This is a genomic window from Curtobacterium sp. 22159 (genome assembly GCF_052045775.1).
Taxonomy (GTDB): Bacteria; Actinomycetota; Actinomycetes; order Actinomycetales; family Microbacteriaceae; genus Curtobacterium.
Window position 1 is genome coordinate 29,669 of record NZ_JBQEPN010000010.1, and the last position, 22,466, is coordinate 52,134.

A 22,466-nucleotide genomic window follows, 5' to 3' on the forward strand; every position below is an offset into this window, starting at 1 on the left:
GGCGCGTTACTTCAGGAAGTCGGGGACGTCGAGCTCGTCGTCGTCATCGTCGAACGCCGGGTCGGCAGCACGCTGGGCAGGAGCCTCGTGTTCGTGCGACGCCCACGACGGAGCGGAGGCGTGCGAGTCCTCGATGGCACCGGTGCCCGCCGAGGCGACCGGGACCGTCGCGCCGGCCTCGGGGTCGACCCAGCTCGAGCGGCGTTCCTTCTGCTGCGAGGTCGGCTCGCCGCCGTCGAAACCCGCGGCGATGACGGTCACCCGGACCTCGTCGCCGAGGGTGTCGTCGATCACGGCACCGAAGATGATGTTGGCCTCGGGGTGGACGGCTTCCTGCACGAGGCGTGCGGCGTCGTTGATCTCGAAGATGCCGAGGTTCGACCCACCCTGGATCGAGAGCAGCACACCGTGCGCGCCGTCGATCGAGGCCTCGAGGAGCGGGCTCGCGACGGCCAGCTCGGCCGCCTTGATCGCCCGGTCCGCCCCGCGCGAGGAGCCGATGCCCATGAGCGCTGAACCCGCACCCTGCATGACGCTCTTCACGTCCGCGAAGTCGAGGTTGATCAGGCCCGGGGTGGTGATGAGGTCGGTGATGCCCTGCACGCCGGCGAGCAGCACCTGGTCGGCGGTGGCGAACGCCTCGACCATGGAGATGCCGCGGTCGCTGATCTCGAGCAGGCGGTCGTTCGGCACGACGATGAGCGTGTCGACCTCGTCCTTGAGGGACGCGACGCCGTTCTCGGCCTGGGACTGACGGCGCTTGCCCTCGAAGCTGAACGGCTTCGTGACGACGCCGATGGTGAGGGCGCCGATCGACTTCGCGATGCGCGCGACGACGGGCGCACCACCCGTGCCGGTACCGCCACCTTCACCGGCGGTGACGAAGACCATGTCGGCGCCGGCGAGGGCTTCCTCGATCTCCTCCGCGTGGTCCTCGGCGGCGCGACGACCGACCTCGGGGTCGGCTCCGGCGCCGAGCCCGCGGGTGATCTCACGACCCACGTCGAGCTTGACGTCGGCGTCGCTCAGCAGCAGTGCCTGCGCGTCGGTGTTGATGGCGATGAACTCGACACCGCGGAGTCCGAGTTCGATCATGCGGTTCACGGCGTTCACGCCGCCGCCGCCGACACCGACGACCTTGATGACGGCGAGGTAGTTGTGGTTCGTGGTCACGTCAGTCGGGCCTCCGGTCGAACCCTCAACCTCTACTTGAAGTTCAGGGGCAATGCTGGTAGATGTGGTGCTCGCATCGACGCTACGGGTGCCGTCCGTACGGTGTCGCCCCGCCACGCCGCGTGTCGCCGATCGTGTCCGGCAATTCTGCCACCGGGCGCCATCACGGAGCAGCCGCGGGACTACGACTTGGCGCGGATGATCCCGTTGTCCGGCGCGCTGACGTCGTACTCGACGACCGCACCGGGGTTCCGCGCGGCGTGGTCCTTCACGAGCGACGCCAGCAGCGCGGCCTTCGCGTCCGACTGCTCCGGGTTGCCCCAGACGACGCTCGACCCGTCCTTGAGGGTCAGCGTGACGTCGTCCGAGGTCGACGCCGCGACGCTGGTCACCTGCGCCCGCACGGTGGACGGCAACGCGAGGACCACCTCGGTCATGGTGCGGAACACCGGTGACCCGAGCTTCGTCCGCCCGATGTCCGCGAGGGGCATGTTCGCCGGCTGCTTCGGCGAGGACTGGACGACGATGCCGGCCGGGTCGACGAGGTCGAACGATGATCCGGACCGGACCGCCACCACGGGCGTGCGCTCGGTCACGGTGACGACGAGCGTGTGCGGCGGCGCCTCCTCGGTGACGTAGCTCTCGATGAGCGGGAAGCCCGCGATGTCACGCTTGATCGCGCCGAAGTCGAGCCGGGCGAGCGGCGTCCCGATCTGGTCCGAGAGCGCCTGGCGGAGCTGGGTCTCGTCGACGCGGTTCGTGCCCTTGATCTCGATCGTCTGCAGGGCCATGAGCGGCGAGAACACCGCGACGAGGATCGAGACGCCGAACACGACGACGATGCCCGCGGCGGTGATCCACGCCGCACGACGGTGTCGGCTCCGGCGGGTGAACCGTCGCACCTCCGCGCGTTCCAGCAGCCTGCGGCGGCGCTTCGCCACGCGTGCCTCGCGCGCGGTCTCCGCAGCGCGGACACCGGCGCCGATGGGCGTGGTGTGCGTGTCCGTGTCGCCGAGGCCCCCACGGGAGGCGCGGTGCGGCTCGAGCACGTCGGTGACGGTGACGTCCGGGTCCGGTCCGTACAGGTCGTCGTGGTCGGCGTCCGTCGGGGCGTCGGACCGCGTCCGCGACCCCGGGTGGTCCTCGTCGGGGGTGTACTCGCGCAGGCGGTCGGCGACCGTCGACCAGCCCGCGCCCAGACGGCGCCCGGCTGCTCGGGCGAGGGCGCCCGTGCGCTCGCGCTGGCTCGCGTTCGCGCCCTCCTGCGGACGGCGCACCCCGTCGTGCGGCGGCGCGACGTCCGTGGCGGGGTGGGCAGCGGCGGTCGACGGGAGGGCGTCGTCGTCGCGCGCCGACGAGACGGGCTCGGACCGCGCCTCCAGGCCGTCCGACGTCCGCCGCGTGGAGCGCTGGGGCAGACGCGGGCCACGACGCTGCCGCGGCGCCGGGGCGTCCTCGGCCGTGGCGTCCGGCTGGGCCGGGCGCTCGTCGAAGCCCTCGGGACGCTTCACCGGCCGAGCGCCTCGAGCACCTGCGGGATGATCCGGTACACGTCGCCGCAGCTGAGGGTCATGATGATGTCCCCCTCGCGGGCGACCGCGGCGGCCCGGGCGGAGGCCTCGGCCCAGTCGGGCAGGAACTCCACACGGGACTGGTCGGCGAACCGCTCCTGGACGAGGGCACCGGTGACGCCGGGTTCCGGGTCCTCCCGCGCGCCGTACACGTCGAGCACGACGGTGTGGTCGGCGAGCTCCTCGTAGACCTTCGCGAAGTCGCCCGCCATCATCCGGGTGCGGGAGTACAGGTGCGGCTGGTGGATGGCGATGATCCGGCCGTCGCCGACGACGTTCCGGGCCGCCTTGAGCGCGGCCGCGACCTCGGTCGGGTGGTGGGCGTAGTCGTCGTAGACGGAGACGCCCCGCTCGACGCCGTGGAGCTCGAAGCGGCGCTGCGTGCCGCCGAACGCCTCGATGCCGCGGATCGCGTCCTCGGGTGCGACGCCGAGCCCGGTCAGGACGGCGAAGGCACCGACGGCGTTGATCGCGTTGTGACGCCCGGGCACGCGGAGCGTCAGGTGGTACGCCTGGCCGCCGGACCGGAAGTCGACCTCGACGCCCGCGGACTCGGTGATCGCCTCGATGCGCACGTCGGCGTCGACGGCCTCGCCGAAGGTCACGACCTCCGGAGCGTCCGCACGCTGCCGGATGCCGGCCGTGACCGTCTTCGCGCCGGCGTCGTCGCTCGAGATGACGACCCGCTCGGAGGCCTTCGCGGCGAACTCGACGAACGCCTCGATGAAGGCCTCCTCGCTGCCGTAGTGGTCGAGGTGGTCCGCGTCGACGTTCGTGACGAGTGCCACCGCGACGTCGTAGAGCAGGAACGAGCCGTCCGACTCGTCCGCCTCGACGACGAAGAGGTCGCTCGACCCCGGAGCGGAGCTCGTGCCGAGCGACTGGATGACACCGCCGTTGACGAAGCTCGGGTCGAGCCCGAGCTCGACGAGCGCGGTGATGATCATGCCGGTCGACGTGGTCTTGCCGTGGGCGCCGGCGACCGCGACGAGGCGGTGGTCGGCGATGAGCGCGGCCAGGGCCTGGGAGCGGTGCAGGACCGGCAGGCCACGGCGTTCCGCCTCGAGCAGCTCCGGGTTGTCCGGCCAGAGCGCGCTCGTCACGACCACGGTGTCGGCGTCGCCGACGTTCGCCGCGTCGTGCCCGATGTGCACCTCGGCACCCAGCTCGCGCATGGTCCCGGTGGTGGCCGTCTCGCGCGAGTCGCTGCCCGTCACGCGGTGGCCCTCGGCGAGGAACATCCGGGCGATCCCGCTCATGCCGGAGCCACCGATGCCCACGAAGTGCACCGTGCCGAGGTCGTCCGGGATCGGCTGCGTCAGGTCCGGCTTGATGGTCATGGTTCCTCCGTGGTGCTGCTCGCGCGCTTCGCGGCGTCGAGGACGAGGTCGGTCATCCGGTCGGCGCCGTCGCGGTGGCCGACGCTGCCGGCACGGACCGTCATGTCCGCGATCCGGGCACGGTCCTGCAGGATGCTCAGGAGCTGGAACGTCACCCAGTCCTGGTCGAATTCCGCGTCCGCCACGAGGACCGCTCCCCCGGCGCCGACGACGTCCTTCGCGTTGTGCCGCTGCTCGCCGTTGCCGACAGGGTACGGCACCAGGACGCTCGGCAGCCCCACGGCGGTGAGCTCGCACACCATGCCCGCACCGGAGCGCGAGACCACGAAGTCGCTCGCGGCGTAGGCGAGGTCCATCCGGTCGCAGTAGGGCAGCACGTGGTAGCCCTCGAGGTCGCCCGGGCCGATGTCCGACTTCGCGCCCACGACGTGCAGGACCTGCCAGCCCGCGCCGACGATCGACGCCGCCGAACGGTTCACGGTGCGGTTGATGCTCCGAGCCCCCGAGGAGCCGCCGGTCACGAGGAGCACCGGGCGCTCGGGGTCGAGGCCGAACTCGGCCAGCCCCTCGGCACGGCTCGCACGGCGGTCCAGCGTCTCGATCTCGCGACGGAGCGGCATGCCGACGACCCGGCCGTGGCGCAGGCGCGTGTTCGAGAAGGTCACGCCGACGTGGTCGGTGAGGAGGGCGGCCAGGCGGTTCGCCAGCCCCGGCTTCGCGTTCTGCTCGTGCACGACGATCGGCGTGCCGGTGCGTCGGGCGGCGATGTACGCCGGCGCGGCCGCGTACCCGCCGACGCCGAGGACGACCTCGATCTCGTGCTCGCGGATGAGCTGCTCGGTGCGCTGCACCGCTCGGAGGAACGCGCCGGGGAAGCGGAGCGCGGCGGCGTTCGGCTTCCGGGGGAACGGCAGGCGCGGGATCGTCAGCAGCTCGTAGCCGCGCATCGGCACGAGCCGGGACTCCAGTCCTTCGGCGGTGCCCAGCACGAGCACCTCCGCGTCCGGCTCGCGCTCGGTCAGACGGTCCGCGACCGCGAGCAGGGGGTTGACGTGGCCGGCGGTGCCGCCACCGGCGAAGAGGTACTTGCTCACCGGAGAGATCCGTTCGTGGTGCTGCGGCCGGTCGGGCCGTTCTTGCCGGGGAGCTCACGCGCGAACGACAGCACGACGCCGATGGCGACGAGGGTCATGATGAGCGCGGAGCCACCTGCCGAGATGAGTGGGAGGGGGACGCCGAGGACCGGCAGCAGACCGAGGACCACGGCGATGTTGACGAGCGCCTGGCCGATGATCCAGGCGAGCACGCCACCGGTGACGGTCTTGACGAACGGGTCGTCCGACTGCCGGATGATCTTGACCATGCTGATCGCGAGCACCACGAAGAGCGCGAGCACGACGACGGCGCCGACGAGGCCGAGCTCCTCGCCGATGATCGCGAAGATGTAGTCGTTGTCGGCCTCGGGCAGCCAGGACCACTTGGCCTTCGAGTTGCCGAGGCCGACGCCGAACACGCCGCCCGACGCCAGCGCCCACATGCCGTGGACCGGCTGCCAGCAGAGGTCCTGGTACTGGCTCGTGTCCGAGCAGCCCGAGAGCCATGCGCTGATGCGGGACTGCCGGGAGCTCGAGGCCATGGTGACGAACGGCAGCAGCACGCCGAGGCCGACCACCCCGACGAGCAGGTGCTTCGCGCGGGCCCCGCCGACGTAGAGCGCGCCGAACACCAGGATGAGCATGATCATCGCCGTGCCCTGGTCACCGCCGACGAGCACGAGGCCGATCGACCCGAGGGCCGCGATCCCGATCGGGACGAAGACCTCTTTCCAGTCGTCGAGCTTGTCGCGCTTGACGTACATGATCGCGCCGATGCCGAGCACGAGCGCGAGCTTGAGGATCTCGGACGGCTGCGCGGTGAACGAGCCGATGCGGATCCAGTTCCGGTTGCCCTGGATCGAGTAGCCGAGCGGGGTCAGGACGACGAGTGCCTGCACGACGAGTCCGACGCCGACGATCCACATCGCCCACCTGCGCCAGAAGCGTGCGGGCAGGCGGCTCGCGAGGAGCATGAGCGGCACACCGAGGACCGCGTACAGGCCCTGGCGGGACGCGGCGCCGAAGAAGTCGTGCGTCGCCGCGTACTGCTCGACGCTCGACGACGACAGGACCATGACGACGCCGAACACGACGAGGAAGAGGGTCACGCCGAGGATCGTGTAGAACGTGCTCGACTCCGCGACGAACACGTTCTTCACCGCGACGACGGCGCCGTGGTGCCGGCGGTTCGTCCGGACGCTGCCGCCGGGCTGGCGTGCGGTCGTCGGACCGCCGCTACGGCCGTTCGCCGGGAAGTCCGTCGGTGTCGCCATCGGCGTTGCCTCCCAGGTGCTCGTGGACCGCTGCCGCGAAGCGTTCGCCCCGGTCCGCGTAGGAGCCGAACTGGTCGAACGACGCGGCGGCCGGGGCGAGGAGGACCGTGTCGCCCGGTCTCGCGACCGATGCGGCATGCCGGACCGCCTCGGGCATGACCCCATCAGTGTCCGCTGCTTCCACCTGCAGGACGGGCACCCCGGGCGCGTGTCGCGCGAATGCCTCGAGCACCGGGGCGCGATCCGTCCCGATCACCACGACGCCGCGGACGTCCGGGCCGAACCGCTCGACGAGCCCGTCGATGTCGACGCCCTTGAACAGGCCGCCGACGATCCAGACGACCTTGTCGAAGGCGCCCAGGGACGCCGTCGCCGCGTGCGGGTTCGTCGCCTTGGAGTCGTCCACCCACGTCACGCCGTCGGCGCTCGCGACGAACTCCGTCCGGTGGTGGTCCGCGCGGAACCCCTGCACCGCCGACCGGATCGCGCTCGGCGGCACCGAGGCGGCACGGGCGAGGGCCGCTGCGGCGAGGACGTTCATCGTCATGTGCGGGCTGGCGAGCCCGGAGGCCTCGAGGTCTGCGACGGTGGCGAGTTCGAGCGCGCTGCTCCGGCGGTCCTCGGTGAACGCCCGGTCGCAGAGGACGTCCTCGACCACGCCGACGTCCCCGGGCGCCGGGATGCCGGGCGTGAACCCGACGGCGCGGCAGCCCTCGACGACGTCGGCCTCCTCGACCATGTGCCGGGTGACCTCGTCGGTGACGTTGTAGACGCACGCCATGACGGTGCGCTCGTAGACCTTGGCCTTCGCCGCGCGGTACGCCTCCGCCGAACCGTGCCACTCGAGGTGGTCGTCGGCGATGTTGAGGCACGCGCTCGCGAGCGGCACCACGGCGCCGTCGCCGGTCGTCGGCATGTAGTGCAGCTGGTGGCTGGAGAGTTCGACGACGAGGACGTCGAACCCGTCCGGGTCGCGCACGACGTCGAGCACGGGGACCCCGATGTTGCCGCACGACACCGCCCGGAGGCCACCGGCCTCGAACATCGCCGTCGTGAGCTGCGTGGTCGTCGTCTTGCCGTTGGTGCCCGTGATGGTCACCCACGGCGCGGCGACCGGACCGCGCACGACCTTGTCGCGCACACGCCAGGCGAGCTCGATGTCGCCCCAGACCGTGCTGTGCTCGACCGACCAGCGGACCGAGGCGTTGTGCGGCGGCAGCCCGGGCGAGACGACGACGACGTCCGGTGCCTGCTGCTCGAGGGCCGCCGGGACGGTGTCGAGCGACGTGCGCTCGAACCGGGCGCCGATCACGTCGAGGAGTTCGACGGTGTCGGCGGGGCCGTCCGGCGCGTACACCGTCACGTCACTGCCGAGTTCCACGAGGGTGTCGGCGACCGAGAACCCCGTCGAGCCGAGCCCGAGCACCGCGACCCGCAGTCCCTTCCAGCCCTCGGCGTACCAGCTGTCCAGGGCGGCGAGACGGTCAGCCGACACGGGCGATCCACTCCAGGTAGAAGAGTCCGACGCCGGCCGCGACGCAGAGCCCCGCGATGATCCAGAACCGGACGACGACCGTCACCTCGGCCCACCCCTTCAGCTCGAAGTGGTGGTGCAGGGGGCTCATCCGGAAGATGCGCTTGCCGTGGGTGATCTTGAAGTACGCCCGCTGCAGGATGACCGAGCCGGTGACGATGAAGAACAGGCCGCCGATGACGATGAGCAGGAGCTCCGTGCGGCTGAGGATCGCGAGGCCGGCGAGGGCGCCACCGAGGCCGAGCGAGCCGGTGTCGCCGAGGAAGATCTGCGCCGGGGAGGTGTTGTACCAGAGGAACCCGATGAGGCCGCCGCAGACCGCGGCCGCGACGACGGCGAGGTCGAGCGGGTTCGTCACGGTGTAGCAGGCGTGCTCGGTGCTCGCGTCGAGGCGTGCCCCGCCGCACATCTGGTTCGACTGCCAGAAGCCGATGATCACGTACGAGCCGATCGCGAGGATGCTCGACCCGGTCGCCAGCCCGTCGAGGCCGTCCGCCACGTTCACGCCGTTCGACGTCGAGACGGTCAGCAGGACGATCCAGGCCAGGAACAGGATCGTCCCGATCACGGTGCCGAGTGCCATGAAGTCGAGCCACGGCACGTCGCGGATCGCGGAGATCATCGTCGACGCCGGCGGCTTGCCGTTCGACGTCGGGACGACGAGCGCCACCGTGGCGAAGATCACGCCGACGATGACCTGCCCGAGGACCTTCGCCCAGCCGCCGAGCCCCAGACTGCGCTGACGTCGGACCTTGAGGAAGTCGTCGATGAACCCGACGAAGCCGAGCCCGACCATGAGGAACAGCACGAGGAGGCCGGACAGGGTGACCGAGTCACGACCGACCAGGTGCCCGACGAAGTAGCCGAGCACCGCGCCGATGATGAGGACGATGCCGCCCATCGTCGCCGTGCCGCGCTTGGTGTGGTGGGACTGCGGGCCGTCATCGCGGATGAACTGTCCCCAGCCGAGGCGGTGGAACAGCTTGATGAACATGGGCGTGAGCAGCAGTGTGAACACCAGCGACACGGCGCCGGCGATCAGGAGCGCGATCATTCGGTGACACCTCCGAGGCGGTCGCCGAGGAATCGCAGTTCGGCGGACTTCGAGGACTTGACGAGGACCACGTCGCCGGGGCGGAGCATGTCCTGCAGTGAGCGGACGGCGTCGTCGACGTCCTCGATGTACACGGACTCGCCGTCCCACGATCCCTCGAGGGTGGCGGCCTGGTGGATCGGCAGGGCGCCGCGGCCGACGACCACGAGCTGTCCGATGCCGAGACGGACGACGAGCCGGCCGATGCGGTCGTGCTCCTCCGTCGAGAACTCGCCGAGCTCGGCCATCTCGCCGAGCACCGCGACGGTGCGCTCCCCCGGACGCACGATCTGCGCGAGCGTCCGCAGCGCGGCCGCGGTGGAGTCAGGCGACGCGTTGTACGCGTCGTTGATGACCGTCACGCCCTCCGGGCCGCCCTGGAGGAGCTCCATGCGCCAGCGCTCGGCCCGCGTCATCGACGCGAGCGCCTCGGCGCCGGTGGCGAGCGGCACACCCCACAGGTGTGCCACCGTGAGCGCCGCGGACGCGTTCATCGCGTGGTGCTCGCCCAGGATGGTGAGCCGCACGTCGACCTGCTCCGCGCCTCCTGGACCGTCGGGCGCGGTGAGCGTGAAGCGGGTGCCGCTCCGGTCCGTCGCGATGCCGGAGATGCGGTAGTCCGCCCCATCGGACGTGCCGAACCCGACCACGCGCGCGGCCGTGAGTGCACGCATCGACGCGACGCGGTCGTCGTCGACGTTGAGGAGCGCGGTCGCGGTCGGCGGGAGGTCCGTGACCATCTCGGACTTGGCCTTCTGCGTCGCCTCGATGCCGCCGAACTCACCGGCGTGCGCGAGGCCGACCTTGAGCACCACCCCGACGTCCGGCTCCGCGATGGAGACGAGCTTGGCGATGTGGCCCTTGCCGCTCGCACCCATCTCGACCACCAGGAAGCGGGTGTCGTGCGTGATCCGGAGCATCGAGATCGGCGCGCCGACGTGGTTGTTGAACGATCCCTGCGGCGCGACGGTCTCGCCGTGCTGCTCGAGGATCGTCCGGAGCATGTTCTTCGTGCTCGTCTTGCCGTTCGACCCCGTGATGCCGACCACCCGGAGCGGCGCCGGGCGCCCGTCGGCGTCGACCCGGTCGGCGCTCGACATGCGGACCCGGGTGACGACCTCGTGCGCGAGCGCGGCGAGGGCCGCGTACCCGTCGGCGACGACGATCTGCGGGGCCGTCGTCTCGACGCGCTCCGGCGTGATGACGAGCGCGGCACCGGCCTCGGTCGCCGCCGGGACGAACCGTCGGCCGTCGGTGACCTCGCCCGGGAGCGCGAAGAAGACGCTGCCCGGGCGGACCAGACGGGAATCCGTCTCGACCGAGCCGTCGACCACGAGGTCGGCCTGGTCCGCCACGTCCGTCGCCTGGGCACCGGCGATGAGCTCGCCGTCGACCGCGGTGGCGATCTCGGCGAGGGTCAGCGCGATCATCGGACTTCCTCGGCGGGACCGGTGTTGGGCTCCCAGCCGGCCTCGCGCAGCGCCTGACGGGCTTCGTCGCGGGCCGAGTACGGCGTGCGGACGCCCTGGATGTCGCGGTAGTCCTGGTGCCCCGGGCCGGCCCAGAGGATCGAGTCCCCCTCGCCGACCAGGCTCACGGCCTTCCGGATCGCCGCCTCGGGCGGGCTGACCTCGTAGAGCTCGTGCTCCGGGTACGCGGCGCGGGCGGCGTCCACGAGGGTCTTGCGGATGGACGCGGCGTCCTCGAAGCGGGGGTGGTGGTCGGTGATCACGAGGATGTCGGAGCCCTCGGCCGCGACCCGCGCCATGTCGCCGCGCTTGGTCTTGTCGCGGTCGCCGTCGGCGCCGAACAGCATGAGGACCCGGCCCGGGGTGAACTGGCGCACCGCGGCGAGGGTGTTCTCGAACGCGTCGGCACTGTGCCCGAAGTCGACGTAGACGCTGGGGCCACGGTCACCGGAGACGCGCTCGGTCCGACCCGGGAGGTAGCACTCGATGGCGCTGACGGGCTGGCCGTCGGTCTCGTCGGCGTACCGGCGGTGGTTCGTCTCGAGGGCCTGGGCGATCGCGCCCAGCTCGAAGCCGCCCTCGACGAGCATGACGATCGCGAGCGCGGCGTTCGCGGCCATGTGCCACCCGATGAGCGGCACACGGGTGGTGAGCTCCCGACCCTCGGGTCCGGTGAGCCGGAACTCGGTGTAGGCGGCGTGCGCCTCGACGATGTCGACGTGCCACTCCGCCTCGACGTCGGGGTGGACCGTGATGGTCGTCACCGGGATGCGGGAGTCCTGCACGACGCGGTGGCCCCAGTCGGTGTCGAGCGACACGACGCCGCGTCGGGCGTGCTCGGGCTCGAACAGCGGGAGCTTCGCGTGGTAGTACTCCTCCATGTCGGCGTAGTCGTCGAGGTGGTCGTGCGACAGGTTCGTGAACCCGGCGACGTCGAACACGATGCCGTCGACGCGGTGGCGGCTGAGCGCCTGCGCGCTGACCTCGACGGCGACGGCGCGGACCTCGCTCTCGCGCATCCGGGCGAGGAGCGCGTGCATCTCGCTGGCCTCGGGCGTGGTGAGCCGGCTGGTCACGCTGAGGGTGCCGATGTGGCGCTCCGCGGTCGAGCTGAGGCCGGACACGAGGCCGAGCTGCTTGAGGATGCCCTCGAGGATGTACGACGTGCTCGTCTTGCCGTTCGTCCCGGTGACGGCGAAGAGCTGTGGCAGGTCGGTGGCCTCGTCGGGGTGCGTGCGGTACACCCATGCCGAGACGTCGCCGAGCGCGGCCCGGGGGTCGTCCACCACGAGCACCGGGAGCCCCGCCGCGGTCGCGGCGTCGACACCGTCGGCGTCGGTCAGGACGGCGACGGCACCGCGTTCCGCGGCCTCGGCCGAGAACTCCGCGCCGTGCCGGTTCGCACCGTGCACGCCGACGAAGAGGTCACCCGGCTGCACTTCGGCGGCGCTCAGGGTGACACCGGTCGTCTCGACGGCGTCGACCGAGCCGACGACACGCAGACCGAACGCGTTGGCGAGTTCGGCCACGGGCCTCGGGGTCGGGTGTTCGGGTCGGAGGACCGGGGGGATCCGTGCGGACAAGTGCTCCTTCTTCCTCACCACGTGGACGGGTAGGTCTTCGCCTGCGTCGTGGAGGGGGCTACTCGGTACTTCTCGAGCACCTGGGACATGAGAGTGCGGAACGCCGGAGCCGCTCCACTGGACCACTTGTTGGCCTGCGGCTTCGTGAACGTCACCGTGACAACATACTGGGGGTCCTCGGCGGGTGCCATTCCGGCCACCGACGTGATGCGCTGCGAGCCGTAGCCCTTCGACCCCTCGGCAACCTCGGCGGTACCCGTCTTCGCGGCGATGTTGTAGCCCGAGATCGGCTGCATGCCGACCAACGTGCCGCCGGTGACCACGCTCTGCAGCATGTCCGTCACCTGCGTCGCCGCGTTCGCCGACACGACACGCGTGCCCTGCACGTCGGGCGCGTCGATCGTCTTGCCGTCGGCCGTCTTGCAGCCCTTGACGAAGTGCAGCGGGATCCGGACACCGTCGTTCGCCAGCGTCTGGTAGATGCTCGCGACCTGGATCGCCGTCGTCGAGATGCCCTGACCGAACATCGAGTTGATGTTCGTCTGGTCGTCCCACTTCGGGCTGGTGCCGTAGTCCATCGACGGCTGCCCCGGGTAGTCGATGGCCGACTCGGGCTCGAACAGCCCGAACTTCTTCATGTAGTCGTACCGCTGCTGCGCGGTCAGGCGGGCGCCGAGCTCGGTGATGCCGACGTTCGACGAGTCGCGGAGGATGCCGGTCAGCGTGAGGTTCTCGGTCTGGTGGAACTCGGAGTCGTGGATCGTGCCGCCCCAGGGGAAGGTGCGCGAGTACGGCACGACGGCCTGGTCCGTGGGGCTCGACCTGCCCTGGTCGATGAGCGCGGCGGCGATCGCGGCCTTGATCGTGGACCCGGGCTCGTAGGTGGCGGTCAGCGCCCGCGAGCCGAATGCACCCTTGTCCGTCGTGGCGTCCACGTTGTTCGGGTCGACGGTCGGGTAGTCCGCCACGGCGAGGAGCTCGCCGGTCTTCACGTTCGTGACGGTCGCGGTCGCGGACTCCGCCTGCAGCTGCTTCGCCGCGGACGCGATCGTCTGGTCCGCCATGTACTGCAGGTCGCTGTCGATCGTGGTCTCGAGCGTGCCGCCGTCCTTGGCCTGCTTCGTCGTCACGGTGCTGCCGGGGAGCTGGACCCCGTCGGAGCCGCGTTCGTACGTCTGGGAGCCGTTCGAGCCCGCCAGGCACTGGTCGTACGCGTACTCGAGTCCGGCCTGGGCGCCGTCCGTCCCCATGAAGCCGGTGAGGTTGCCCGTGGCCGCACCCGTCGGGTACACGCGGGAGGCCTGCTGCTCCTTGTAGATCCACGGGATGCCGAGCGCCGTCACCGCCTCGTAGTGCTGCACGTCGAGACCCTTCACCAGGTAGGCGAAGTCCGACTTCGGGTTGGCGGCGATGTTCTTCCGCATGGTGGCGACGTCACCGCCGGACGCCTTCGCCAGGGCGGTGAGCGCCTGGTCGACGGTGACGTCCTTGACGCGCGTCCCGCCGAGCTTTCCCTCGAAGTCCTTCACCAGGCGCGGGGCGGTGGTGATGTTGTACCGGGTGACGCTGTCGGCCAGTTCCGTGCCGTTGCGGTCGACGATGGAACCGCGCGTCCCGTAGATCGTGACCGGGATGCTCCGCTTCTCCTTCGAGAGCTCGTTGAGCGAGGCTGCCTGGACGACCTGGATGTCGACGAGGCGGATCACGAACACCGCCACGAGGGCGATCACGGCGATCATCACGACGCTGTAGCGCAGTCGTCGGCTGCGGGTCGACTTCGTCACGCGGTGCGGTCCTTCCCGGGTGGTGCGTCAGGGGTGTCCCGACCCGCAGGTCACCGGGTGGCGGGTGCCTGGAGCTGGTTCGGGTCGGACTCTACGTCGGCCTTCGGGGATGCCCCGTCCGACGCGCTGGCGCCTGTGGTCTTCCCAGCGTCGGCGGACTTCGCGTCACTGCCCGTCGTCGAGCCGCTCTCCTTGCTGGTGGACGTGTCGCCCTGCGAGGCGGCGAGCGGCACGCCGTCCAGCAGCGAGTTCGGCACCTGGTTCTCGGTGCTCGCCGTGGCCTGGTCCGCCACGGCGGGCTTCGGCGTGCCGTACACCCGACCGGTCTTCGGGTCGAGGTACACCGGCGTCGTGTTCGCGATCATCCCGAGCGACTGGGCGTTGCGCGCCAGGTTCTGCGGCGAGTCCAGCACCCGCAGCCGCTCCGACAGCGACTGCTGGGTCCGCGCGAGGTTCGTCTGCTCGGCGCTCAGGGAGTCGAGCGTGTACGCGCCCTGGCTGAGCACCATGCTGATGCCGAGCTGCGCCAGGAGCAGGATGCCGAGCGCGGCGACCGCCACCACCGCGTAGGCGATGCGGGGACGAGCGCGGCGCTGGGCCTTGGTCGGGGTGACCTCGACGAGCTCGGGCCGTTCCCGCGTCGGTCGCGGGGCACGGGACGGGACGACGGCGGGGTCGACGAGTGCGAGGTTCGTGCTCATGTCACTTCCGGATCCGCTCGGCCGCGCGCAGGCGCACGGGGGTTGCTCGTGGGTTGGCGGCGCGTTCGGCCTCGTCGGCCAGTTCCGCGCCCTTGACGATCAGGGCGTAGGTGGGGGCGTGCTCGGGCAGCTCGACCGGCAGCCCGGCCGGCGCACTCGACTTCGTGCGCTCGGCGAGGGCGCGCTTGACGATGCGGTCCTCGAGCGACTGGTACGACTCGACGACGATCCGGCCGCCGACCGCGATCGCGTCCAGCGCCGCCGGGATCGCCCGCTCGAGGACGCTCAGCTCGGCGTTGACCTCGATCCGGAGCGCCTGGAAGACGCGCTTGGCGGGGTGCCCCTGGCGCTGGATCGCGACGGGGGTGGCGTCGTGGAGCACCTGCACGAGGTCGCCCGACATCGCGAACGGCCGCTCGGCGCGGCGCTCGACGATGGCGCGGGCGTAGCGTCCGGCGAGCTTCTCCTCGCCGTAGCGCTGGAAGATCCGGCGCAGCTCGCCCTCGTCGTAGGTGGCGAGCACGTCGGCGGCCGTCTGCCCCTCGGTGCGGTCCATCCGCATGTCGAGCGGTGCGTCCTGGCTGTACGCGAAGCCGCGCTCGGCTCGGTCGAGCTGCAGCGAGCTGACACCGAGGTCGAAGAGCACGCCGTCCACCTCGTCGAAGCCCTCGCCCGAGATGGCGTCCGCGATGCCGTCGTACACGGTGTGCACGAGCCGCACGCGGTCGCCGAAGCGGGCGAGGCGCTCCCCCGCGATGCCGAGCGCGTCGGTGTCGCGGTCGAGTCCGATGAGCGTCAGCTCCGGGAAGCGCTCGAGCAGCCCTTCGGAGTGGCCGCCCATCCCGAGCGTCGCGTCGACCACGACCTTGCCCGGTCCGTCGAGCGTGGGCGTGAAGAGGTCCACGATGCGTTCGAGCATCACCGGCGTGTGGGGGAACCTCGGGGTCTCGTCGTCGGCCATGTGCAGCCCCTCGTCTCCTGGGCCACGGGTCCGGATCCCCATCCATGCGACCTGACACCGGGGAAGGTGTGTCAGGGCTTCACGGCTGGGAGTCCCGATCCGCGGATCAGAAGATGCCCGGGATCACCTCCTCGTCGTTGTCGGCGAAGCCCTCTTCGACCTCGGCGTAGTAGGCCTCCCACGCGGGGGTGGACCAGATCTCGGCACGGTCACCGCTGCCGATGACCGTCAGGTCCCGCTCGAGCCCCGCGTACTCGCGGAGGTTCTGCGGGATCGTGACGCGGTTCTGCTTGTCGGGCTGCTCTGCGCTCGCTCCGGAGAGGAACAGGCGCATGTAGTCCCGGGTGCGCTTCGAGGTCATCGGAGCGGTGCGGATCCGTTCGTGCAGTTGCTCGAACGTCTCCGCGCTGAAGACGACGACGCAGCGCTCCTGCCCGCGGGTCATCACGAGCCCCCCGGACAGTTCGTCCCGGAACTTGGCGGGGAGGATCACGCGACCCTTCTCGTCGAGCTTCGGGGCATGGGTACCGAGCAGCACGTCGGGCCTCCCCTCCGCTCCACCGGACCGTTGTGTGCCCCACTTTACTCCACTCCCCTCCCCTGGCCCAGGAAAACCCTCCCGGAAACGCCCACGTGACCCGTTTTGGGGCACGTCCAGGCCCAGATCTGCCGACGGCGCAGCCTCACAAGCCCGGAAACACGGGGGCGTGGAGGGAAGTGGGGCACGTGGAGGAAAGTGGAGGACTTCCACAGGCCCAGCGCGTCACGGGCGCGCGTCGAGGCACGGGAGGCGCGGTGCGGCCCCGCTCCGCGCCTCCTGTCCGCCTCCGGGCACACGACAACGGGGCCGGCCCCGAAGGACCGGCCCCGTGTGGAGGAGTGTGGAGGGTGTCTAGCCCTGCTGGTCGTTCCGCTTGTCCCAGCGGTCGTTCATGCGGTCCATGAAGGAGCCGCCACCGGCACCCGGACGCGATGCTCCGCCGGTCGACGACCGACCGGTGCGGGGCGTCTTCGCCTTGGGCGCTCGCAGGCCCGGCCGCAGCGCGAACAGGACGCCGGCGAGCATCACCACGAAGCCGACGATCCCGATGACCGGCGCCTTGAACACCAGTCCGAGGATGACCACGGCGACGCCCACGAGAGCACCGAGGACCCCGAGCGTGATCGACGTGTAGGTCGGGCGACCCTGGCGGCGTGTGACGCGCGCCACGAAGTCGGAGTCGTTCTGGTAGAGGCTCCGCTCCATCTCTTCGAGGAGTCGCTGCTCTTGCTCCGAGAGTGGCATCTTTGTTCCCTCTGTTCCTGGGATCGACGCGTGGTTGAGGTGGACCGAGTCTACGACCCGACCGCTCCACTAGGGTAGGGAGTGTGGCTGAGAGTACGCGATTAGTGGACCTCGTGTCGGCGCGGATCGATCGGGCGCTCGACGAGCAGCGCGAGCGTCTCGCCGCGATCAGTCCGGACCTCGCTCCGTTCGACACGTACGCCCGTGACCTCCTGTCCGGCGGCAAGCGTTTCCGGGCGCTGTTCTGCTACTGGGGATGGCAGTCCGTCGCCGGGCGTTCGGGCTCGTTCGACCCGCTGGCCGAGGGGTCCCGGCAGACCACGGCCGAGGCCATCGTCACGGTCGCGGCCGCGCTCGAGGTCTTCCACGCGGCAGCCCTCGTCCACGACGACATCATGGACCGGTCGGACACCCGTCGGGGCCGTCCGGCGGCCCACCGTCGGTTCGAGTCCCTGCACGAGGAGTCCGGCTGGGTCGGCGACCGGGCGCTGTACGGCACGAACGCCGCACTCCTGCTCGGCGACCTGCTGCTGTCCCTGAGCGACGCCGTGTTCGACGAGGGGCTCGCACTCCTCGATCCCGCCCGGGCCCGCATCGTCCGGCAGGAGTTCCACACCATGCGGCTCGACGTCACGGCGGGGCAGTACCTCGACGTGCACGAGGAGACCGCCTGGCCGTCGATCGACGAGTCCGAACACCTCGTCCGTGCGCAGCGCGTCATCGTCTTCAAGTCCGCGAAGTACTCGGTCGAGGCACCGCTCGTCATCGGCGCGCTCGTCGCCGGAGCATCCGACGCCCAGCTCGAGGGGCTCCGGGCGTTCGGACTCCCCCTGGGCGTGGCCTACCAGCTCCGCGACGACGTGCTCGGGGTGTTCGGCGACCCCGAGGTCACCGGCAAGCCCGCCGGGGACGACCTCCGCGAAGGCAAGCGCACCGTCCTCATCGCATCGGCGCGCAAGGCGCTGCCGAGCGGACCGCGGCAGCTCCTCGACGAGCTCCTGGGCGACCCCGACCTCGACGAGGCGCAGGTGCAGATGCTCCGTGCGACCCTCACCGAGTCCGGCGCGGTCGCCGCGGTCGAGCGTTCTATCGACCGGCACGTACAGCGCGCGAAGGCCGCGATCGAGGCGGCGCCGCTCACCCCCTCCGCCCGCGAGCAGCTGGTCGCGCTGGCGGACACGGTCAGCCGTCGCGTCGCCTGACGGTCCCTACTGGAGGCGCGGGGCGGGCCCGCACCGCGCCTCCCGTCCGACGGCGTCGACCGTCTACAGCAGGGACTGGGCGACGCGACGCACCTCGGCCTTGCGGCCGGCGCGCAGCGCGGCGATCGGCGACGTGCCGATCGCGTCGTCGACCGAGAGCATCCAGCGCACGGCCTCGTCGTCGCTGAACCCGTTGTCCGAGAGCACGATGAGCGTGCCGCGCAGCTCGGGCAGCGGCTCGGCGCCGTCGAGGAACTCGATCGGCACGCGGAGCACGCCGTCGACGCGCGCCGGCAGCAGCGTCTTCTGCTCGAAGAGGCGGTGGATGCGACCGGGGGTCACCCCGATGAGTTCCACCAGGTCGGGGACGGTCAGCCATCGCTCGGAAAGGGTCGTGTCGTCGATGGGTGCAGCACTCACAGGCCCCATGTTGCCAGAGGGGCCGAGCGCCGCACACCGTCTCGTTCGTCACATCGGTCACATGCGCAACATCCGACTCTCTGGTTGACTTGGGAATCACGCCATGCCAGCGTGGCAGTACCTGTGAGTGCGCACGCGCGCACGGTCGACCGCAAGGACAGGAGAATCCCGTGGACAACGCTGCAGACGAAGCCGCGCGGCGCAACCGTTCCGCTCGGTTCGCGACCATGCCGATCGTCCTCGCGGGGACGATCGCCGTGACCGCCGGCCTGACCGGCCCGGTCGCCCACGCCGAACCCCACCACGAGGACGACAACGCCAACAAGCGCCACGTCGACCAGGACCGCAACGTCGGGGACCGTCCCGTGTTCGGCACCGCGGTCGCCCGGCCGTCGCAGACCACCGTGCGCACCGTCGCCGCGGTCACGAAGGCCCCCACGACCTACACCGTGCGCCAGGGGGACACCGTCTCGGGCATCGCCGCCCGCTTCGGCCTCTCCGCGCAGGAGGTCCTCGTGCGCAACGGCCTCGGCTGGAACACGATCATCCACCCGGGCCAGACGCTCCACCTCGCGTCGACCCCGGCCGTCACGACCGCCGCGGCGACGAGGAGTTCGACCACGTCGACCACCGGCAGCTACCACGTCAAGCAGGGCGACACGGTGTCGGGCATCGCGTCCCGCGTCGGTGTGTCCACCACGGCACTGCTCAGTGCCAACAAGCTGTCCAAGCGGTCGGTCATCTACCCCGGCCAGACGCTGCGCGTGCCCGGAGCGACGGGGGCCGCGTCGGCCGCTCCCGTGTCGACGGTCACCCCCGCGCGGACCTCGGCCGCGTCCACCCGCACCGGGACCGTGACGATCGGCACCGGCGACACCATCGCCTCCATCGCGGCCGGGCACGGCGTGTCCGTGTCCGCCCTGCTCTCCGCGAACGGCCTCACGTACACGAGCACGATCTACGCGGGCAAGACGCTCGTCCTGCCGTCCTCCGGGCCCTCGCTCTCCGCCGAGCAGCGGGGCAACGCGGCCACGATCGTGGCGGTGGGCCGCTCGCTCGGTGTGCCGGACCGCGGCATCGTGGTCGCCCTCGCCGCCGCGATGCAGGAGTCGAGCCTGCGCAACCTGTCACACGGCGACCGTGACTCGGTCGGGCTGTTCCAGCAGCGCCCGAGCCAGGGCTGGGGCTCCGCCGAGTCGCTGCGGGACCCGGCCACCGCCGCGAAGCGCTTCTTCACGGGCAACCCCGGCCACACCCGCGGGCTGCTCGACATCGCCGGGTGGTCCTCGATGAGCGTCACCTCGGCGGCGCAGTCCGTGCAGGTCTCCGCGTACCCGAAGGCGTACGCGCAGTGGGAGACGACGGCGCGGCACCTGCTCGCATCGCTCTGACGGCGACGGGCGGGGGACGGAGCGTGGACGCGGGGGGCGTCGCTGAGACGGGCGTGGGCGCGTGCACGGGCGGGCGTGATCGCGCGTGCGCGGTCCGTCGACTGTCCGTGCGGCGGAGTCGAGTCATCCGCAAGATCGAGATTCGGTCACGGCCGGTGCGTCAGTGCGGGTCCGTGCAGCCCCGATTCGTAGAATGCCGCCGATGACCACCAACGCCGCAACGGACCCGATGATCGGTCGCATGATCGATCACCGGTACCGCGTGCGCTCCCGCATCGCGCGCGGGGGCATGGCGACGGTGTACCTCGCGACGGACGTGCGTCTCGAGCGCCGCGTCGCGATCAAGATCATGCACGGCCACCTCGCCGACGACCAGGCCTTCCGGGAACGCTTCATCCAAGAGGCCCGCTCCGCCGCCCGGCTCTCCCACCCCAACCTCGTCGGCGTGTACGACCAGGGCGCCGAGGACGACACGGCCTACATCGTGATGGAGTACATCCCGGGCATCACGCTCCGGGACCTCCTGCAGGAGCACCACGCCCTCACGCCCGAGCAGGCCACCGACATCCTGCGCGCCGTGCTCGCCGGTCTCGCGTCCGCACACCGGGCCGGCATCGTGCACCGAGACCTCAAGCCCGAGAACGTCCTGCTCGCCGACGACGGCCGGATCAAGCTCGGTGACTTCGGGCTCGCACGGGCCACCACGGCGAACACCGCGACCGGGGCAGCGCTCCTCGGCACGATCGCGTACCTCTCCCCCGAGCTCGTCACGCGCGGCGCCGCCGACTCCCGCAGCGACATCTACGCGCTCGGCATCATGCTCTACGAGATGCTCACCGGCGAGCAGCCGTACAAGGGCGACCAGCCCATGCAGATCGCGTACCAGCACGCGAACGACTCGGTCCCCGCGCCGAGCGCCGCCGTGCCGGGCGTCCCGCCGGAACTCGACGACCTCGTCGCGTGGGCCACCGCCCGGAACCCGGACGACCGGCCGCGCGACGCCCGCGAGATGCTCGACCACATGGCCGGCAACCAGCAGCGCGCCACCGGCCAGTACCGGACGGCCGTGCTCCGCCCCGAGAACGCGACCGCGGTCCTCCCGGCCGGCGCTGCCACGCCCTCGTCCGCCGACTCGGGCGACGCGACCACCATCCTCGACCCGACGCCCCAGCGTCAGGCACCCCGCGCCGGCCGCAACACGCCGGGCCCCCGACGGACCGGATCGCAGCCCGGGGCGCTCTCCCCCGCCGGACAGCGCCTCGCCGACAAGTCCGCGAAGCGCCGGAAGCGCGGCTGGATCGTGTTCGGCGTCGTGCTCGTCCTCATCGCCATCGGTGCCGGCGTCGGTTGGGCGCTCGGCCCCGGTCCGTGGGGCAACGTGCGCATCCCCGAGGTCGCCGGCAAGTCGGTGTCCCAGGCACGGCAGCTGCTCGAGGCGCAGGGGCTCCACACGGCCTCCGCCACCGCGACCCGCTTCGACGCCGTCATCGCGAAGGGCGAGGTCTCCACGACGAAACCCGCCGCGAAGCGCGAGGTCCGCAAGGGCACCTCGGTGCAGATCATCGTGTCGAACGGACCGCGGATGATCACCCTGCCGGCGATCGTCGGCCAGCCGGTCTCCACCGTCACGGCGGCACTCGACCACGACTTCGCCCTGCAGGACGACCAGTACCAGTTCTCGGACAAGGCACCGAAGGACACCGTCGTCGCGGCCACCGGCCTCGGCACCGACGGCAACTCGATCGACCTCAGCACCGTGAAGGCCTACGGCCAGCGCGGCCCCGTCACGCTCACCGTGTCGCTCGGCCCCGTCCCCGACGTCGTCGGCAAGACCGTCGACGAGGCGACCGCTGCCCTCGACGCGGTCGACCTCACGCTCGGTTCGCAGGACGGCAAGTACAGCGACGAGGTGCCCGAGGGGCAGATCATCTCCGCCAAGGCCCACGACGACCCGGCGGTGAAGGGCACCGCGGTCGACGTGGTCGTGTCGAAGGGCCCGGCACCCATCACGCTGCCCGACGTGCACGGCAAGACGATCAACGAGGCGACCTCCACGCTCGACGCGCTCGGGCTCAAGGTGTCCGTGCCCGACTGCACGAACATCCTGTGCGGCTTCTACGACTGGAAGTCCTCGCTGCCGGTGTCCGGCACCGACCCCGCGGCGGGCAGCACCGTGCACCGGGGCGACACCGTGACGCTGGCCTACGAGCAGTAGCGCGCTGCGCGGGGCGGCGCCGGGGGCGAGTCTCGGCCCACGCGACACTCCTCGCACCCCCGCGCGCGAGGAGTGTCGCCTGACCCGAGTCTCGCGGCGCCACGGCTGGCGGGAGGCGCGAGGCCAGCCGTCGTTTCGCGCTGGGCGACAGTTCACGCGGCCGGCAGGCCGTGAACTGTCCGTCGGCGCGTGAAGTCGCGCCGCCCTGTCGGACGGGAGGCGCGGTGCCAGCCCGCACCGCGCCTCCCGGCCGCCCGTGCCGCGAGCCTCGGCGTGCGCGACAGTTCTCGTGCCTGTGCGCGCGAGGACTGACGCGAGTCTCACGGGGCCCCGGCGGGCCGGCGGCGCGAGGCCGTCCGACCTTTCGCGCTGAGCG

General features: G+C 71.3%; 18 protein-coding genes. 3 read left to right on the plus strand and 15 right to left on the minus strand.

Annotation, left to right across the window (positions count from 1 at the left end; genetic code table 11):
• Positions 1 to 6 precede the first annotated feature (6 nt).
• From ftsZ to ACTJKO_RS12490, 14 genes are all read right to left on the minus strand, one after another.
• Positions 7 to 1,173 (minus strand): cell division protein FtsZ, encoded by a 1,167-nt coding sequence (gene ftsZ / locus ACTJKO_RS12425; protein WP_440689123.1) that lies wholly within the window; start codon positions 1,171 to 1,173, stop codon positions 7 to 9.
• 182 nt (positions 1,174 to 1,355) lie between these two features.
• Complete coding sequence (locus ACTJKO_RS12430) at positions 1,356 to 2,684, minus strand: FtsQ-type POTRA domain-containing protein (RefSeq protein ID WP_440689125.1); 1,329 nt, start codon at positions 2,682 to 2,684, stop codon at positions 1,356 to 1,358.
• Positions 2,681 to 4,084 (minus strand): UDP-N-acetylmuramate--L-alanine ligase, encoded by a 1,404-nt coding sequence (gene murC, locus ACTJKO_RS12435; protein WP_440689127.1) that lies wholly within the window; start codon positions 4,082 to 4,084, stop codon positions 2,681 to 2,683. The genes ACTJKO_RS12430 and murC overlap by 4 nt, the downstream gene beginning before the upstream one ends.
• Positions 4,081 to 5,178 (minus strand): undecaprenyldiphospho-muramoylpentapeptide beta-N-acetylglucosaminyltransferase, encoded by a 1,098-nt coding sequence (gene murG / locus ACTJKO_RS12440; protein ID WP_440689129.1) that lies wholly within the window; start codon positions 5,176 to 5,178, stop codon positions 4,081 to 4,083. The genes murC and murG overlap by 4 nt, the downstream gene beginning before the upstream one ends.
• The gene (gene ftsW, locus ACTJKO_RS12445) at positions 5,175 to 6,452 is read right to left on the minus strand and encodes a putative lipid II flippase FtsW (RefSeq protein WP_440689131.1); all 1,278 of its coding nucleotides are present in this window, start codon (positions 6,450 to 6,452) and stop codon (positions 5,175 to 5,177) included. The genes murG and ftsW overlap by 4 nt, the downstream gene beginning before the upstream one ends.
• Positions 6,415 to 7,947: a UDP-N-acetylmuramoyl-L-alanine--D-glutamate ligase gene (gene murD / locus ACTJKO_RS12450; protein WP_440689133.1), complete on the minus strand. Its 1,533-nt coding sequence runs from the start codon at positions 7,945 to 7,947 to the stop codon at positions 6,415 to 6,417. Before murD ends, ftsW begins: the two co-directional genes overlap by 38 nt.
• Positions 7,937 to 9,040 (minus strand): phospho-N-acetylmuramoyl-pentapeptide-transferase, encoded by a 1,104-nt coding sequence (mraY, locus tag ACTJKO_RS12455; protein ID WP_440689135.1) that lies wholly within the window; start codon positions 9,038 to 9,040, stop codon positions 7,937 to 7,939. Before mraY ends, murD begins: the two co-directional genes overlap by 11 nt.
• Positions 9,037 to 10,509, minus strand: a complete 1,473-nt coding sequence (locus ACTJKO_RS12460; protein WP_440689137.1) for a UDP-N-acetylmuramoyl-tripeptide--D-alanyl-D-alanine ligase — start codon at positions 10,507 to 10,509, stop codon at positions 9,037 to 9,039. Before ACTJKO_RS12460 ends, mraY begins: the two co-directional genes overlap by 4 nt.
• A complete protein-coding gene (locus tag ACTJKO_RS12465) occupies positions 10,506 to 12,131 on the minus strand; it encodes a Mur ligase family protein (protein WP_440689139.1) in 1,626 nt (541 codons plus the stop codon). Before ACTJKO_RS12465 ends, ACTJKO_RS12460 begins: the two co-directional genes overlap by 4 nt.
• Positions 12,132 to 12,145: 14 nt before the next feature.
• Positions 12,146 to 13,915: a peptidoglycan D,D-transpeptidase FtsI family protein gene (locus ACTJKO_RS12470; RefSeq protein WP_440689141.1), complete on the minus strand. Its 1,770-nt coding sequence runs from the start codon at positions 13,913 to 13,915 to the stop codon at positions 12,146 to 12,148.
• 50 nt (positions 13,916 to 13,965) lie between these two features.
• A complete protein-coding gene (locus tag ACTJKO_RS12475; RefSeq protein ID WP_440689143.1) occupies positions 13,966 to 14,616 on the minus strand; it encodes a hypothetical protein in 651 nt (216 codons plus the stop codon).
• A gap of 1 nt (position 14,617) precedes the next feature.
• On the minus strand, positions 14,618 to 15,577 hold the full coding sequence (rsmH, locus tag ACTJKO_RS12480; RefSeq protein WP_440689145.1) for a 16S rRNA (cytosine(1402)-N(4))-methyltransferase RsmH: 960 nt from the start codon (positions 15,575 to 15,577) through the stop codon (positions 14,618 to 14,620).
• A 106-nt stretch (positions 15,578 to 15,683) separates the two neighbouring features.
• Positions 15,684 to 16,115 (minus strand): division/cell wall cluster transcriptional repressor MraZ, encoded by a 432-nt coding sequence (mraZ, locus tag ACTJKO_RS12485; RefSeq protein WP_440689147.1) that lies wholly within the window; start codon positions 16,113 to 16,115, stop codon positions 15,684 to 15,686.
• A 354-nt stretch (positions 16,116 to 16,469) separates the two neighbouring features.
• The gene (locus tag ACTJKO_RS12490) at positions 16,470 to 16,862 is read right to left on the minus strand and encodes a DUF3040 domain-containing protein (RefSeq protein WP_440689149.1); all 393 of its coding nucleotides are present in this window, start codon (positions 16,860 to 16,862) and stop codon (positions 16,470 to 16,472) included.
• A gap of 83 nt (positions 16,863 to 16,945) precedes the next feature.
• Between ACTJKO_RS12490 and ACTJKO_RS12495 the strand changes: the two genes are divergently transcribed.
• Positions 16,946 to 18,064, plus strand: a complete 1,119-nt coding sequence (locus tag ACTJKO_RS12495) for a polyprenyl synthetase family protein (RefSeq protein ID WP_440689151.1) — start codon at positions 16,946 to 16,948, stop codon at positions 18,062 to 18,064.
• Between the two features lie 63 nt (positions 18,065 to 18,127).
• Here ACTJKO_RS12495 and ACTJKO_RS12500 read toward each other — a convergent pair whose 3' ends face one another.
• Positions 18,128 to 18,484, minus strand: coding sequence for an Rv2175c family DNA-binding protein (locus ACTJKO_RS12500; protein ID WP_440689153.1), 357 nt, complete (start codon positions 18,482 to 18,484; stop codon positions 18,128 to 18,130).
• Between the two features lie 170 nt (positions 18,485 to 18,654).
• Between ACTJKO_RS12500 and ACTJKO_RS12505 the strand changes: the two genes are divergently transcribed.
• Both ACTJKO_RS12505 and pknB read left to right on the plus strand, forming a co-directional pair.
• Positions 18,655 to 19,875 carry a LysM peptidoglycan-binding domain-containing protein gene (locus ACTJKO_RS12505; RefSeq protein ID WP_440689155.1) on the plus strand — a complete coding sequence of 407 codons (1,221 nt, stop codon included), beginning with the start codon at positions 18,655 to 18,657 and terminating at the stop codon, positions 19,873 to 19,875.
• A gap of 202 nt (positions 19,876 to 20,077) precedes the next feature.
• Positions 20,078 to 22,090, plus strand: a complete 2,013-nt coding sequence (gene pknB, locus ACTJKO_RS12510; RefSeq protein WP_440689157.1) for a Stk1 family PASTA domain-containing Ser/Thr kinase — start codon at positions 20,078 to 20,080, stop codon at positions 22,088 to 22,090.
• Positions 22,091 to 22,466: the final 376 nt, after the last annotated feature.